Source organism: Vibrio agarilyticus (assembly GCF_012641465.1).
GTDB lineage: Bacteria > Pseudomonadota > Gammaproteobacteria > Enterobacterales > Vibrionaceae > Vibrio > Vibrio agarilyticus.
Genome location: NZ_JABAIK010000034.1, coordinates 1 through 15,771, shown reverse-complemented (window position 1 = coordinate 15,771; position 15,771 = coordinate 1). Strand labels below are relative to the sequence as shown.

At 37.4% G+C, this 15,771-nt stretch carries 13 protein-coding genes; 2 read left to right on the top strand and 11 right to left on the bottom strand.

Going from position 1 to position 15,771, the window contains the following annotated elements; genetic code table 11:
- Positions 1-641: 641 nt before the first annotated feature.
- The 11 genes from HGP28_RS18665 to HGP28_RS18615 all read right to left on the bottom strand — a co-directional run bounded on the left by HGP28_RS18665 (position 642) and on the right by HGP28_RS18615 (position 14,659).
- Entirely contained in the window at positions 642-1,673 is a 1,032-nt protein-coding gene (locus HGP28_RS18665; protein ID WP_168837955.1) for a LacI family DNA-binding transcriptional regulator, read from the bottom strand.
- A 240-nt stretch (positions 1,674-1,913) separates the two neighbouring features.
- Positions 1,914-2,996, bottom strand: coding sequence for an ABC transporter ATP-binding protein (locus HGP28_RS18660; RefSeq protein WP_168837954.1), 1,083 nt, complete (start codon positions 2,994-2,996; stop codon positions 1,914-1,916).
- A 14-nt stretch (positions 2,997-3,010) separates the two neighbouring features.
- Positions 3,011-4,252 carry an AGE family epimerase/isomerase gene (locus HGP28_RS18655; RefSeq protein WP_168837953.1) on the bottom strand — a complete coding sequence of 414 codons (1,242 nt, stop codon included), beginning with the start codon at positions 4,250-4,252 and terminating at the stop codon, positions 3,011-3,013.
- On the bottom strand, positions 4,249-4,878 hold the full coding sequence (locus HGP28_RS18650) for a DUF624 domain-containing protein (protein ID WP_168837952.1): 630 nt from the start codon (positions 4,876-4,878) through the stop codon (positions 4,249-4,251). The genes HGP28_RS18655 and HGP28_RS18650 overlap by 4 nt, the downstream gene beginning before the upstream one ends.
- 5 nt (positions 4,879-4,883) lie before the next feature.
- Positions 4,884-5,822, bottom strand: a complete 939-nt coding sequence (locus HGP28_RS18645; RefSeq protein ID WP_246225783.1) for a carbohydrate ABC transporter permease — start codon at positions 5,820-5,822, stop codon at positions 4,884-4,886.
- Position 5,823: 1 nt separating this feature from the next.
- Entirely contained in the window at positions 5,824-6,696 is an 873-nt protein-coding gene (locus HGP28_RS18640; RefSeq protein ID WP_168837951.1) for a carbohydrate ABC transporter permease, read from the bottom strand.
- Positions 6,697-7,288: 592 nt separating this feature from the next.
- Positions 7,289-9,274 carry a methyl-accepting chemotaxis protein gene (locus HGP28_RS18635; RefSeq protein WP_168837950.1) on the bottom strand — a complete coding sequence of 662 codons (1,986 nt, stop codon included), beginning with the start codon at positions 9,272-9,274 and terminating at the stop codon, positions 7,289-7,291.
- Positions 9,275-9,474: 200 nt separating this feature from the next.
- Entirely contained in the window at positions 9,475-10,776 is a 1,302-nt protein-coding gene (locus HGP28_RS18630; RefSeq protein WP_168837949.1) for a carbohydrate porin, read from the bottom strand.
- Between the two features lie 206 nt (positions 10,777-10,982).
- Positions 10,983-12,155 carry a glycoside hydrolase family 130 protein gene (locus HGP28_RS18625; RefSeq protein WP_211092068.1) on the bottom strand — a complete coding sequence of 391 codons (1,173 nt, stop codon included), beginning with the start codon at positions 12,153-12,155 and terminating at the stop codon, positions 10,983-10,985.
- 47 nt (positions 12,156-12,202) lie between these two features.
- Positions 12,203-13,201, bottom strand: a complete 999-nt coding sequence (locus HGP28_RS18620; RefSeq protein WP_168837948.1) for a glycoside hydrolase family 130 protein — start codon at positions 13,199-13,201, stop codon at positions 12,203-12,205.
- Between the two features lie 93 nt (positions 13,202-13,294).
- Complete coding sequence (locus tag HGP28_RS18615) at positions 13,295-14,659, bottom strand: phosphohexomutase domain-containing protein (RefSeq protein WP_168837947.1); 1,365 nt, start codon at positions 14,657-14,659, stop codon at positions 13,295-13,297.
- Positions 14,660-14,951: 292 nt separating this feature from the next.
- On the opposite strand from HGP28_RS18615, the gene HGP28_RS18610 reads away from it, so the two are divergent.
- Positions 14,952-15,209, top strand: coding sequence for a hypothetical protein (locus HGP28_RS18610; protein ID WP_168837946.1), 258 nt, complete (start codon positions 14,952-14,954; stop codon positions 15,207-15,209).
- A 114-nt stretch (positions 15,210-15,323) separates the two neighbouring features.
- Complete coding sequence (locus HGP28_RS18605; protein WP_168837945.1) at positions 15,324-15,554, top strand: glutaredoxin family protein; 231 nt, start codon at positions 15,324-15,326, stop codon at positions 15,552-15,554.
- The last annotated feature ends 217 nt before the right edge of the window (positions 15,555-15,771 follow it).

Below are 15,771 nucleotides of genomic sequence, written 5' to 3'. Positions count from 1 at the left end.
TTCATCAGACGTTCTCCGTTTGTTTCAGTGTAAACGGAAAAACTCTAATTGCTAACGACCAGCTTTTCGGGGAGGGTTACAACCTTAGTTTAACTGATGAAACTGACGAAACTGACGAAACTGATGAAAAATAGTTCAATTTTCGACTGGAGTTGAAAAAATACTGCATACACCGAAAACTGAGATTTTCATTAAAACTAGGCTTCATCCTTTAATCATACGCAAATTTGTAGCACCATAAAATTACCCCATAAATAAGCTAATGAAAGTAAATTTTGGACTAGGAAAGGATAAACTCGATGCCCACCCTTAGTTATGCGAAAATAGCATAGATTATCAGAAAGGCGAGGATTTTTGATTGAATGAGTTTAAATGGGAGATTGTTTATAAAACAGATGAACTAAAACCCTGGTTATAACCAATATGGTCTATGAGGAACTAATCATTGAGCCGAACACTTCGTTAAACACCTTGAACAGCCAGACCACTTCTGTGGATTGTTTATCTAGTGCCCAGCCAATGAGCTGACACTAAATCCCAAATCTGTTTGAGTTTAGGTTATATAGCATCAAATAACAGACATTAAAAATAACAAAAGATAGCACGCATCTCTTGCGAAAAGCTCAACGACTACAGATACATCAGACATTTTCAATAATATAATGCCCTTCTCTAAGATGGAGTGAAGTTTTCTCTACATATTTGAGTTTAGAAATTGGTGTTCCTTCTATTGATTTGACAATAAATTCAGATAGTTTAGTGCCAACACTGTGCATATCTTGACGTAAGCCTGGTATAGGCGGGATAAAGAAGCTTGGTAGGTCACACGTTTCAACTGCAATTATGGCAACATCGTTTCCAATGACCTTGCCTGCATCTTGAACACCGGCAATTACACCACACGCACTAATTTCGGAACCACAAATTATACCATCCGGCGCATCATTCTGTTCCATTAGCGCTTTAGAAAAACTACGATAATTATTTACATCTGTATCAAAAATAACATCAAAATCTTTGTCAAATTTAGTGCCAAATTCCATCGAAGCACGCTTGACTCCATAATATTTGTGCCATGCATAAGTATATTCTTGAGAAGAGCTGATCAACTTAATATTTCGACACCCTTTCTCATAAAGATATTTAGCTGCCTGGTATCCGATATCATAGTTATCGATATCAACAAATGCATGATCAACTGTCATTTCCGTTTGACCAAAGGTAACAAATGGAACATTCTGCTCATAAAGATAAGTTACACGCTCGTCCTGAGTGCGTGTTAAATTGAAGATTATTCCACCCGCAAGGCTATTTTCGACGGCATACTTCACTGACTCTAGTGGATCTTGGTCAGGTTCCAAAGGTAATACTGTCAAGTGAAAAGGCGTACCTTCTAAGCCAGCTGTCAGACCACTAATCAAAGCGAGCGTTCCTACGTCACCAACAATATCACCAGGCTTAGTCACGGGGAGGATTGCGCAAATATTATAGTTAATACCTGTACGCAAGCCGACGCCGGATAAATTAGGGCGATAACCGAGATATTCAGCAGCTGCTTTTACTTTGTCCTTCGTTGGCTGCTTAACGTCATCGCCATCTTTCAAAGCACGAGAAACCGTTGTTACCGATAATCCTGTGTATTTAGCTATTGTTTTAAGAGTCGCCTTTGACATTTTCTACCACCATCGTCCAAACAAGTTTCTAAATTTTCTCATTTATAGCTTATTGACTCAACTATTAATTTATCTCTATGATATAGTAAAGATCCTAGCGTGGTAAGTTTATCACTATAGGATTTATTTTGTGATAAAAAACATATATTACACGTGGTTTAAATGCAGGCGCTATCCGCGACACATTTATTAACATTGATGTTACAATTAAAATACAGACGTTGCCGCCTGTATTTTAAGTTAGACTCGATTTTCAGTCGCGCAGCAGAAAAGAGATACATTCTGTAAGTTAAGATGCAAACACAACAAATCACCATCTTTAACATCAATATTCGCATCAAGTTTTGCTCGTAGTATCTGACCTGACAACTCAAACTCAGCGAGAGTTTCTGAACCCGTCATTTCAAACGCAGTTAGCGGCAACGTTATCTGAAAATGACTATTAAGTGGTGATTGAGTAACGTGCTCAGGGCGCACGCCATACAGTACCTTCATTCCTTCAACAGGCTTTTGTGTGAAAACATACGAACCAAGAGGTAACCAAATATCATTAACTAATACACCCCACTCATCTTTATGTTTAATCAATGTTCCCTTTAATAAATTGATCTGTGGCGAACCAACAAATTTTGCAACAAAAACATTTTGTGGCCGATTATAAATTTCATATGGCGTTCCGATTTGCTGAGGAATGCCCTTATTCAATAAGATAATTTCCGTTGCCAGAGTCATGGCCTCAATCTGATCATGAGTTACATAGACGATTGTAGAATCAAGGGCTAAATGTAGTTTTTTCAACTCTAAACGCATCTCTCCCCTCAATTTTGCATCCAAGTTTGAAAGAGGTTCATCAAACAAGAACACCTTCGGTTTGCGCATCAAGGCTCTACCGATAGCAACTCGCTGCCTTTGACCTCCAGATAATTGAGCTGGTGTTCTATCCAACAACTGCTCTATTTGCAACAACCCTGCAACCTCCGATACGCGGCGCTCTATCTCTTCTGAGGGCTTTTTGTTTATTTTCATACCGAAGCCAATGTTTTCAGCTACAGTCATATGGGGAAATAATGCGTAGGATTGAAAAACCATTGCAATATCACGATCTTTGGGGTCAGCTAACGTTACGTCTTTAGCACCGATTACAATTTCACCAGATGTGACATCTTCTAAGCCAGCGATCAAACGCAACAACGTAGATTTACCGCAACCAGATGGGCCAAGCAATACAGTAAACCCGCCCGCTTTCATTTTAAGATCTATATCATTAAGTATGACTGTTTTACCAAAAGACTTATTTAACTTTTTAACTTCAACTGAATGCATGTTTATAATCCTAATTAATTGGTAAATAACGTGGGCTGAGGTGCTACTTCATAAGATGAAAGTTCATCTATTTCAAGACGAGTATATAGTTCTAAACATGCTCTACCGTTATGATAAGGGCACTTCCATGGCTCCACTTTAGGAAGATCCGAATAAGGCTCGCCATTCCGACGCAATTTCCAGTGCCATTCACCATGAACAGTATCTTTTAACTGATTCTTAGCAATATTCCAACATGCTAAGAACGCCTGAAAGTAATCATGACGTCTGGTTTTCTGATAGGCATTATAAAAACCAACCATAGCTTCAGCTTGAACCCACCATACCCTATCCGTATCTAATAAATAACCTTCGCGTAGTTCGTTAAATACCGCACCATTACGGTCAACTCCCTCTGAAAGGGTTATGTCAGCCATACGTGTTGTAAATTGAAAAATTTCATTCGCAAAATCTCCGTCTGATAATTCTTTAGCTGCTTCATCCATTAACCACGAACCTTCAATATCATGTCCGTATGAAACATCTTTAGATACACACTTCCAGTCACTAGAAAAAAACAGTCCAAAATGTCCAGATGAATCTATAATATTCCAACGTATAATTTTTAGTAATTCAAGTAACTTATGTTGAATCATTAAACTATTAGTTGCTTTATAAAGAGATGTATATGCCTCCAAGATATGTAGGTGAGTATTCATTGATTTTTCAGCCAACACACCCTCCGATGTATCACAAACCAAATAATTAGGAATTGGTTCCCAGCTACAATTGAATGCTTCGTTATATCCACAATTTTTGCTGTCATAAGCAAATTTTTCAACTATATTAAATAAATCAAGTGCTAGATTTAAAGATTCTTCATTGTCTGTTGATAGGAAAAATTCGCTTAAAGCATATATCGCAAAGCATTGATTATAAACATGCTTTTGGTCATCAATCAGATTGCCATCATACTTAAGCATCCAATAAACACCCCCATGAATCTCATCAATACAATGATCTCTTATAAATAAAAAACAATGCTCAGCTGCTTCTCTATACCGTTCATCGCCGAAAACTCGATAGGCTTTAGAAAAAGTCCACAATATTCTTGAGTGAAGTAAAACCGACTTGTCATTCTGATATGAAATATTATTATCAGCATCACAAAAGCAATAAAAACCACCGTGAATATTATCTATCATCCCTAACCAATAATTTAAAATAGAATCTGCTTCCGTTTTAAATTGTGCCTTTAGCTCTTTCATTTCAATCATTTTATACCACACTCACCATTACAGGAATCAGTAACTTCGAAAATAAAACACCAGCTCCGTAAATTTATAAAAAAAATAAAAGAAGAAACCCCAAAAATAATAAATACCACTGGAAAAAAAAGCATAACCATAATTTCAAGCATAATAGAAATGAACAAAATAAAAATCAAACTTCCGTTAGATAAAAACACCTCAGCACAGCTATAGATAAACTTGATAACATTATCATTATTACTGTAACTTAACTGAGTAATACAAAAGATAATAAACAAAAAGTACAGCATAAGAACTGGAATTAGACTCATAACAGCAACGCCAAAAACATCAGATGTATTACTATAAAACCAGTGCATATACCAGCATATGGAAATAAAAGGAACTCCAAGTATTAATGCTAGTTTATTTGATATTAAAAACGTACCTTGATACAATTTAACTATTTCAACAAAACGTAAATTTTTAGCTTTTTCGCGAAAGTTTATAATCACCTTACCAACAGTAACAGTTGCTGGAACTAAACCAAATAATAAACCTCCACGAATCGTCAAAAGTATCCACAAAAAGTTTAACCATGCTAATCGCATTATCCACTGACAGGCAATAACAAGAACTGAGTGATTAACCATTATAACTATCCTTTTACTGCACCATTTGTAACTCCAGCATATATTTGCTTTTGCAACGTTAAAAATATAACCACTGATGGTATAAGAATAATAACAATCCCTGCTGATATCGTTGTCCATTCAGTTCCAAAAACAGATGTAAATTTATAAAGCGCTGTCGAAACAGTCACTTGAGACTCTTCTGGCAAATAAAGAAGAGGAAAATAAAAATCATTATAAATGAATATAGTTCTTAATATTATGATAGTCGCTATAGCAGGTTTCAGCAAAGGTAAAATTATTTTTCTATAGATAAGAAAATAAGAGGCACCTTCTATTTTAGCAGCCTCATCCAATTCAACCGGTATTCCTTTCATAAATTGCAAAAATACATAAATCATGACAACATCCGCACCAATATAAAGTAGAACAACTGATGCCTTATTATTAATCAATCCTAACGATTTTATGACTTCAAATGTAGCAACTTGCGTTGTTACTGCTGGAATTACCATAGCAACAACATAAGCCAATAACACAATTTTTTTTCCTCTAAACTCGAACCTTGAAAGCACATAGGCCACTTGGGTTCCAAAAATTATAGTGAAAAGTAAAGATATTAGCAGAATACTTCCAGTATTGAAAAAAGCCAGTCCCAAATCACCATCTGTGAATACCTTTATATAATTATCGAAATTATAGAAGCTTTCTGGAATAGAAACCTTACTAGTTGCATAATATTCATCCAAGCTTTTAAACGATGCCATTAGAACAGAATACGGCGGAACCAATACAGCAACAGAAGCCAAGATAAGTGTAAAATATTTAAATATAGTCCAAAACAGCCAAGATGGATTGCTTAAATTTCTAATTAACCTAGCCCTATTCATATATTTGCCAGTTCCAATTAATGAATTAATATTCTTAAATTCATCAATAGCTAAGATATTAATCTTATCTTTCATTTTATTTCGCCTCCTTAAACAGCAGCTTTTGCAGGATCATAAACAATACGACAATCATCAGAAGCAAAACTGCCATTGAAGATGCTAATCCAAAATCATTAAAGTTAAATGCCGTTTCTAAAGTGGCCATAACGAATGTCTTTGTCCCATTTGCTCCCTTAGTGATAATCATAGGGATTTCAAACACAGACAGTGAACCTACAAATGCCAGTAGAACCTGTAATCCAATAACTAGTTTTATGGATGGTAACGTAATGAACCTAAACTGCTGCCATTCCGACGCCCCCTCAATTTTGGCCGCCTCATATTGGTCTTGTGGAATTGACTGTAATACACCAAAGAATAAAATTAAGTTAAAACCAAGATAACGCCAAATCGACGCTGCAACTAATGACCAGTTAACAACATTAGCGTCCATCAACCAGGGTCGAATCCAGTTTTCTAGGCCTAAAGTTATTAAGAAGCTGTCTAATGCTCCATCAACTTGATAAAAAATTTGAAATACCATCGAAGCAGCAACGGCGTTCAAAACGAACGGTATAAATAATAATGTTTTAAATATATTTCGCCCTGCAAGCTTTGAGTTTACTAAAACCGCAAACCAAAGTGATAATGTAAGCTGTATAACCGCGCCAGCAAAGTAATAAAGCGTCACTAAAAGGGGATGTAGCTGTTCAGGCTCCTCCCATAGATAAGTATAATTATCAATTCCGATAAACTCTTTCATCGGTGCATAACCATCCCAATCAGTCAAACTCATATAAAAAAGCTGACTCGCTGGATAATACGAAAAAGTAAACAACAGACCCAAAGGTATGGCTAAGAATGCAAGCACTATTAACCGCTGCTGTTGTCTCAACGTTAAATCAAACATATTTACTCCATTATCGCGATCATCACGATCCAGTTTGTAATCGTAAAAAATGACTCGCATCTGTGCAATAAAAATAGTAACGTTACGATTCCAGGATAGCAAAAGATTTCTAAGAGCAGTTCTTTTGATTGTGAGCACTGTCAACTAATATACTGGTGGTGGCTTTCAAGTTTTTGTTTACAGTTAGCAAGCACAGGCCCTCGAATCGTAACGTTACGGTTAAATTTAAACGAATGCTAGATTATCGACTAGTTAATATCCTATACTATTTACCTTTTAACTATGGATCCACGTTGCCAACTCAGCAAAACCGATCACTATAGATCAAGGCTTTACTATCTGAATTTAGACTTTTAAATATGCCCACGTAACTTCAGGATACATGATTCAGCGCGCATGACCTGGTTTATCAATAGACAATAAATTTGAAGAGCGAGTGATTAGCAAACGCACATCTTCAACAAAGCAGATGGCCCAGAGACCTCACCGCATGGAAAAGAGCTCATCAAACGGACATCAATTTGTTTTCCTTTGTCTCACTCTGTTAATCAGGTTATGAGCCAAGCATTTCACGCTACTCAGAATAGCTATTTTATGGCGTCTTAAACCACATGATTTTTTGTTGCTGAAGGCTAATAAGTTCAACTAAGTCTTTGCTATTGCAATTGATTCTTTTTAGTTTCATGTCATTAATTTTTATACTACTTGAGATTTCTTCGATTGAACTTGACATTCTTTCATATGATATTCTCTGAGAATTAGATAAATCTTTAATAATATTGTTCTCATCATATAGCAACTTCATACTTTCGTTAATTTCATCCATTGCGCTATTTGTTTTGTCAATTAATCTCGAGTTTGCTTTCATTTGGTCATCACACAGAGACATGCTTTTTACTGCGTCTTCACTCACCGCTTGTAAACTTTCAATCATAAGTTGGATTTGCTGTGTCGATTCTGTCGTTCTATGTGCTAATGTGCGAACTTCATCAGCAACTACTGCAAAGCCCCTACCATATTCGCCAGCCCGCGCTGATTCAATTGCAGCATTTAAAGCTAATAAGTTAGTTTGGTTTGCTATGTCGTCGATTACATTGACAATTTGATTAATTTCATCCGTGCTTTTAGCAACGCGTTTAATAGCAGTAACACTATTCTCTATCAAATGGTTTAACTGGCTATTGCCAGAAACATTGTCTTGTACTGTTGACAACGTTATATCAATATTATCCTTTACTGCATCATTATATTTGATTGATTTCTCAGCTACTCCATTCATTTCACTTGATATACTTTCAACTTTCTCAATCAAAGATATTATTTTTTTAACAATTTCCTCTTGCTGATAAATGTTACGCGTCAGGTCTTCAATGGAAACATTATTATCTTCGCTTTGGTCTAATATATTATCATTTTTAATCCTAACACTATTTATGAAATCATTGTTAACAGAAATAACTTCAGAGAGTCTTTTTAATACAAGCTCAAATTCTCCCGGCCAACCTTCCATCATAATATTCTGTTTATAGTCGCCTTTTGAAAGGCGATCTAATACACTCATTACATATTTTATTGGTTTCGTTATACTTCTCGCGAGCAAAAAAGCAATCGACAACACTCCAAAAAAACACACTATTAGTGATATTTTCTGTGTTATTATTATTGAGTCAAACGACTTTATTACATGAGTGCGTGCCGAAGAATTATTATCCTCTGCGATATCACTCATTCTATTTAGTAGATTGAAAAAGTTTGTAGCTATTTTATCATAATCGACCATAAGTTCTTTTAACGTTTCTTGATTTTTCATGGAGTTCAGCTTTTCAACCGATATACCACTTTTATCCGATAATAAATTCCCCATGATAATATGGTTATTTATTAGGTCCTCTTCTGCTTTAAATTGTGGCATTTCAGAAATTAAGTACTTATGGTCGTCGTTTAATTCGTTTAATGTAAACTTTATCTGAGATGCAAGAGAAGTAACTTTATTATAGTCATTGGTTAAAACAACACGATTTGCTAAAACCAGAAGTAAATTCATTTTTTCTGTATATGCACTGATATCCATGATCAGAAATTCATCATGCTTCGCAAATTTAGAAATCTTTTCTATTAATACTCTATTCGCTGAAACTATGTTTTCTAGCTCATCTCTCCAATAATTGATCCTATTATTAATATCAATTAGCGAGTTTTTAGTTGACATTAATGATGATACATTTGAAAATAAAATGTTAAGATCTTCTTCCTTGATAAAATCATTCAGCTGGGTTAATGAATTATCGATATTAATATATTTCTTTTGTAAAAGAACAGTTTCATTATTAATGCTCGATATTAATGCATTAAATTCATTTACATCATTAATATTTATAACTTCAGCGACTTGACGGTCAAACACCATAAAACCTTGTCTCAATCTTGAAACAAATTGTGATATTTCTTGCGCATTATCAATTGCCTGGCTTATTTCTATTTTTGAGTCTTCTGAACGATCTTGAATAATTACGCTTGCAATGCCAAAGCCTGTACAGACCGCAACAAATGCGGATATGATTTGATTCACAACTTTCATGCTCTGTCATCCATAAAATTACATTTAAATAGAAAGCGAGAGCTAATGCTCTCACTTTATATACCCTTTCAACTCGACGTTATAGCGTTAATAATAACCTATCTCATATATTACCAAGATATGCTTCTATCTTTATGATAGTTAATCGAGAGCTAGGCGATTCCCTAAAACATCAAGTGTTATTGAGCTCACTTCAGTGATTAAAACCAAACCTCAGCTTGGATACCAAAGTTTAACGTATCCGTTTTGTTGTCTCGGGTATAACCTGCGTCTAACCGACTTGCTACATCATCATCCCATTTCGCATATGTCACAAAAGCTCGAATTTGTGGACGAGTCCAAAACCCGACGTCAGGCATAATAGTTGGAGCGATGGTAACTTGATACATACCACCGTCCGCACCATCTGCTTTATCTTCTTTAATATTTTGATATGAAAGCTCATATTGCATTGCGAAATTAGGTGTAATTTGATTGAATGGACGCAAACCTACTGCATATAAATCCCGATCATACCCTTTTGTGGTTGGGTTACTCCAATCTGCCCACGCATTGAAATCAGTATCTTTTTGGTAAAATGCGAAGGTTGACATTTCCCAGCTACTGCTTAGATTAACAACCCCGTCAAATACAATTCGACCCGACTTTGTATCTTCAGAATTAGCAAAACCCCAACCATTTTTTCCTAAAGAGTCACCAGCTGCGAGTCCTTTACCATATTGCAGCGTTGTACGAGAGAATCCATTAGCAAAATTATAGAATCCATCAAAATTATAAATTGCGGCAACACCCAATCCGTTATCCGCAGCGCCTTTATGCCATGCATGTTCCTCCATACGATGCCCAGCTAACTGCAGATCTAACCCAGTACCGCCGATCTTTTTAAGCCACATGTTCAGAGATAAATCTTCCGAGTAGCCTTGCACGCTTTTATCGACAGGCTCTTCTCCATTACGGTCACTTGGCATGAATGCGTACAGGCCTACATCCATTTGCGCAAATCCCAAGTCAATTTTATCCACACCGCCACCTGTACCATTATATTGAATATATTCCCAATCAAATTGGTGCGACGAAGTATTTGATGTGCTGTAACGCTTACCCGCCCAAAACACCAGTTCTGGCGCGAAATCAAGACCCCCCAGTTCTACATAACCTTCCCTAAATTGAATATCATGCCCGTCGCCATCAACACAGTTCCAATCCGACGTACAGTTTGTCTCATGAGTTAAGTTAGCTCTAACTTTAGCCCACGCGCCATTATCAGCGGTCATTTTGAGTGTTGGTAACAGTTCAATTTTTGTATTTTGTTCATTACCTAAGCGAAACTTTCCTAGGTTGGTAAATAGGCCAATTGAGTTGACCCGCGTGCCGTCCGAGTTCAATAGAAGACCAGATTTAATATAACCATGAAGTTCTGCAGTTGTATCAATGGCCATTGAGGGCGCTGCCACGATTAAAAGACCCGCAGTGAGCGATTTTGTAATTACGTTTAGTTTCATAATGCTTCTTCTTATCTTATAAGTTAGTTTTGTGAATAGTACCGAGTAATTGGAACGTGTACCTAAATACATAGCGACTATATCAACAACTTCAATCGTAACGTTACGATCAAGATCTCATAAATGAGATATATTATTTTTATTAAATAAAAATAAATAAGAGAGATTTCAAAGTTGATTTTATATAGGGAATTTACATATAGGTATCACATGAACATTTTGTTCTTATTTATTAAATCTACTCTCTGAGATACACACTTAGCACTCGTTATTTGATCTTCAGGAGTGTTCATAACGTAGTCCACTAACTGATCGACACTTGTCGTTAATACATGGCATCTAGTATCTGATGATGCGTAGTAAATAAAAACATCACCGCAAGGTCGCTTTATAACCCCATTGCAAAATACAACGTTGGATACATCTCCTATACGTTCATCCCCCTCTGGCGCAAGAAAATACCCTCCTGGCCGATGAGTCACTTTCATAGGGTCGTCTAGAGCGGTCATAAACGAATAAAGAACATATCGTAAGCCCGCAGCTGTATTTCTGACTCCATGAGCAATGTGTAACCATCCATGGTCTGTTTTAATTGGTGCAGGCCCCTGACCATTCTTTGATTCTTTTATTGTATGGTAGATTTTTTCGTCTATTACGTATTCATTACCTACATACGCGTCAATCATAGACTCGGTAAACGCCAATGCTATCCCACCACCGGTTCCAGCATCGATGAAACTATCTTGGGGCCGTGTGTAAAGCGCATACTTACCATTCACAAATTCCGGGTGCAGTACGACATTTCTTTGTTGCGCTGAGTTAGTCTTTAAATCAGCTAGTCTTTCCCAACTGTGTAAATCTTTAGTTCTAACGATACCACACTGGGCAATAGCTGATGACTCATCGCCCTTTTTGGCTGTTGGGTCTTTTCTTTCAGTACAGAATAACCCGTAAATATAGCCATCCTCATGCTTGGTTAACCGCATATCATACACATTGGTATCAGGATCTTCGGTTTCAGGGATCACGCATGGCTCATTCCAGAATTCAAAACCATCAATGCCATTATCTGACTCTGCTACGGCAAAAAATGATTTTCTATCCGCACCTTCAACTCGTGCTACAAGATAAAATTTATTATCAATTTCTATTGCCGCAGGATTAAACACCGCATTAATAGGTAAACGCTCCATCAAAAATGGATTTGTGCTTGGATTTAGATCATAACGCCAATTAATTGGAGCATGATTAGCTGTAAGTACTGGTTTTTTATAACGATGAAACACCCCATTTCCAGGGACTATCGCTTCGTTTTTATATACAATCGAGCATCTATATTCATCTTTAATTAATTTAAGTCGACCTTCATACATATTCATTATTATCTCATTAATGTCATGGTAAATAACACACTAAAAGCGTAACGTTACGATTTCAAAACTTCAGAGTTATTTTTAAGCTCTGAAATTAAATCATTCACAGTGGTGTAAGCAATTGCGGTATAGGTATCAGCTGCACCATAGTAAATTGCAATGCGACCAGTATCTGCATCTGCAATTGCCGCACATGGAAAGGCAACGTTCGGAACAAAACCTGATACCTCATACTCTTTTTCTGGTGTAAGTATGTAGTCTCGTGTTCTATACAACACCTTCCAAGGCTCATCTCTATCAAGCAGCGCCGCACCAAAACTGTACACAAATCCATTACAAGTGCCTGATACACCATGATAAATCATCAACCAACCCTCTGAAGTTTCGATTGGAATAGGACCAGCACCTATTTTTGTCCCTTGCCACCATCCATCACCGCCTTTACTCATCACATGGCGATGTTTTCCCCAATATTCCATATCGTTAGAATGACTCAAGAAAATATCACCAAAGGGCGTATGGCCAGAATCTGATGGTCGATTGAGCATTACAAATTGACCGTTGATCTTACGCGGAAACAGCACACCATTGCGATTAAACGGTACACAAGCATTTTCAAGACGTATAAATGTCTTGAAATCCTTTGTCATCCCAGTCCCCAACGTAGCGCCATGATCATCAGTACACCATGTCACATAATACGTATCCCCAATTTTAACCACGCGAGGATCATACGCATATGACGGTTGGAAATGATTGCCTTCGCGATCAACCCATTGAATTGGTTTGTGTTCAAATTCCCAATTTATTCCGTCTTTTGAATTACCAACATGCAGGTGTGGTCTTCCATTTTTATAGTCACAACGAAAAACGCCAATGAACCCATCCGAAAACGGAACTACAGCAGAATTATATACCCTCGCAGCAGCAGGAAATGGATTCCAGCCTATTACAGGATTTTCACTATGCCGCCAGATCACCCCCGCTTCATTTTCAGGTTTTTCTTGCCACGGCATATTTGGAATCGATGCACCTATAATTTCGACATTCATAATTTTCTCCAGCATTCTGTTGACCCCATATCAATGGGTCAATATTGCGTTTATCATAAAACTCGTTGTTTGATACTCGTTATCTATTAGCTACTAAGACTCTAATAGGGAAAGGACTAGTTTCGTTTTTTCTGCAACCAACTCATCATTTTCCTTCGATTCAATGTTCAAGCGTACAACGGGCTCGGTATTAGAAGAGCGTAGATTAAATCGCCAGCTTTCAAACTCCATGCTGAGCCCATCTGTAAAGTCTGTTACCAAGGCTCGGTCATTTAGCGCATCATAAACCTTAGATACTGCACTATTTGCATTCCCAATTACACGATTTACTTCGCCTGAAATCGGAAATTTTTGTTTTGACTTACTAACAAATTCGGACAGTTTTAATTGACTAGTAGAAATAAGCTCGGCTATTAATAACCAAGGAATCATTCCAGAATCGCAATAACTAAAATCTTTGAAATAGTGATGTGCGCTCATTTCGCCTCCATAGACTGCATCTTCTTGCCTCATTCTTTCTTTAATAAAAGCATGACCCGTTTTGGATTGAATTGCGATCCCACCATATTCATTTACAATATCTAATGTATTCCATGTCAGCCGGGGATCATGAATGATCTTTGCCCCATTATCTTTTTCTAAAAATGCCTTGGCCAATAGCCCCACTATGTAATAGCCTTCGATAAAGTCACCATTTTCATCAAAAAGAAAACAGCGATCTACGTCTCCATCCCACGCAACCCCAAAATCTGCGTTATTCGCTCTTACGGCATTGATAGTCGCGTCACGACACTCGTTTAGTAGTGGATTTGGAATACCATTTGGAAAATTTCCGTCTGGTTCATGATTAATCTTAATAAACTGAAAAGGCAAAAATGGCTCTATCGAATCAATCATATGTCCAGCGGCACCATTACCGGCATTAACAACAATTTTCAATGGCCTAAGTCGCTTGCTATTTACGTAACTTAATATATGTTGCGTGTATTCCCTCGAAATGCCGTAACGTTTCGATTTTAAGGCATATAAGCTGGCGTTGTCGCTACGTACATAAGATCGTTCAGATACAAGCTGTTTAATTTCATTTAGCCCAGTATCTCCACTCAGTGGGATTGCATTTTCCCTAACCATTTTCATCCCATTGTATTCTATGGGATTATGGCTTGCAGTAACCATGATGCCACCATCGAGACCTAAATGGCTTGTTGCAAAATAGACTTCTTCTGTCCCGACAAGCCCGAGCTCGATAACTTCTGCTCCACCATCTATAAGGCCATACGTCAAACTCTTGGCCAGTGATGGACTGCTTAGCCGGATATCATAACCCACCGCTACTTTCAATGGATTAAGATGTTCTACATATGCTCGACCAATACGGTAAGCGATATCTTCATTTAATTCATTTGGTAAACGGCCGCGGATGTCATAAGCCTTAAACCCATTAACATTAATTTTCATACCCACCTCAAAAATCGTAACGTTACCATTTTTGAGGTTTTAATGACTTTTGGCAAGTGATTGTTTTCGCGCTAATTCGTAAGTGTGATGAATCCCATATTTTGTGTCCGTCATAATTTATTAGGGAAATAATAATAACGTTGAACCAGCCTATTCTGCGTGACTAAAGACGTAGGATCCAGATCATCATTGGGCAGATGGCAAAGCAAATAATTGGACAATTATCTGTCTATTTGCCAATTGATTAACTCTACCGTGAGTTCTGTCCGCGGATCCAAAAAGGGGGCGCAGTATGAAAAACCATATTTTTCATACAATTCCGAGCAAGAATGAAATAGTCTTCAGCGCCTGTTTCCAAACTGACCGTGGTAAACCATTTACTTGCGCAGCATTCAGGGCGTTAGTAAGAAAGTTTATCCACACCTCACCACAATACACTATTCAAGTCATGGCAAGTCAAGCGGTAAAACTGACGCTCGAACTGGCCAATGGCGATTCGCACAAGGTTAAAAATTCAACCACCGAGCAGCGTCTTTATATGCACTTTTAACAAGCCACGCCTCAGTGGCAACCCTGCGATAGGGTTACTTATATCTTCGGATACGTTGGGATTTGACTCAAAATTGGGTACACTGCGCGCCTCACTTATCACTGAGTAAATTCTATGAAACGACTGGTTCTGTATGTCTCTGACAAATGCCCTCATTGCAAAGAGGCGCAGCGATACCTTGATTCAAAAGGCTATAAATACAGATTAACCAACTCGAAAATGCAACGCGGGCGCAAAGAGCTTGACGCCATTGGCGCTCGTTCGGTCCCTGTATTGAAAATTGGTGACCAAGTCATGATTGGTTGGAACCCAAAAAATTTCGAAAGATTGTATCAAGGAGGCTGATTAGCCTCTTTTTTGTTTCCTCATAAAAAATTTAAAACCCTTGTTGACCCGACTATAGGTTCAGGGTTGAAGATGGCGCCACGTTCAATCGAGAGAGACAATATGCTTACCGTAACTCAACTGGCTCGACAATTTGGTATTTCACGTGTAATAGCCCCCAATTAAAACGGACACTCATTAGTTAAGCGATAGGCTTAGACCTATCTTTAAGGAGTGC

What these genes read in the sequence shown, in the direction of transcription:
- HGP28_RS18630 (WP_168837949.1), bottom strand. Translation starts at nt 10,776, where the DNA reads ATGAAACTAAACGTAATTACAAAATCGCTCACTGCGGGTCTTTTAATC.
- HGP28_RS18645 (WP_246225783.1), bottom strand. Translation starts at nt 5,822, where the DNA reads ATGAAAGATAAGATTAATATCTTAGCTATTGATGAATTTAAGAATATT.
- HGP28_RS18625 (WP_211092068.1), bottom strand. Translation starts at nt 12,155, where the DNA reads ATGAATATGTATGAAGGTCGACTTAAATTAATTAAAGATGAATATAGA.
- HGP28_RS18640 (WP_168837951.1), bottom strand. Translation starts at nt 6,696, where the DNA reads ATGTTTGATTTAACGTTGAGACAACAGCAGCGGTTAATAGTGCTTGCA.
- HGP28_RS18620 (WP_168837948.1), bottom strand. Translation starts at nt 13,201, where the DNA reads ATGAATGTCGAAATTATAGGTGCATCGATTCCAAATATGCCGTGGCAA.
- HGP28_RS18610 (WP_168837946.1), top strand. Translation starts at nt 14,952, where the DNA reads ATGAAAAACCATATTTTTCATACAATTCCGAGCAAGAATGAAATAGTC.
- HGP28_RS18650 (WP_168837952.1), bottom strand. Translation starts at nt 4,878, where the DNA reads ATGGTTAATCACTCAGTTCTTGTTATTGCCTGTCAGTGGATAATGCGA.
- HGP28_RS18660 (WP_168837954.1), bottom strand. Translation starts at nt 2,996, where the DNA reads ATGCATTCAGTTGAAGTTAAAAAGTTAAATAAGTCTTTTGGTAAAACA.
- HGP28_RS18665 (WP_168837955.1), bottom strand. Translation starts at nt 1,673, where the DNA reads ATGTCAAAGGCGACTCTTAAAACAATAGCTAAATACACAGGATTATCG.
- HGP28_RS18615 (WP_168837947.1), bottom strand. Translation starts at nt 14,659, where the DNA reads ATGAAAATTAATGTTAATGGGTTTAAGGCTTATGACATCCGCGGCCGT.
- HGP28_RS18635 (WP_168837950.1), bottom strand. Translation starts at nt 9,274, where the DNA reads ATGAAAGTTGTGAATCAAATCATATCCGCATTTGTTGCGGTCTGTACA.
- HGP28_RS18655 (WP_168837953.1), bottom strand. Translation starts at nt 4,252, where the DNA reads ATGATTGAAATGAAAGAGCTAAAGGCACAATTTAAAACGGAAGCAGAT.
- HGP28_RS18605 (WP_168837945.1), top strand. Translation starts at nt 15,324, where the DNA reads ATGAAACGACTGGTTCTGTATGTCTCTGACAAATGCCCTCATTGCAAA.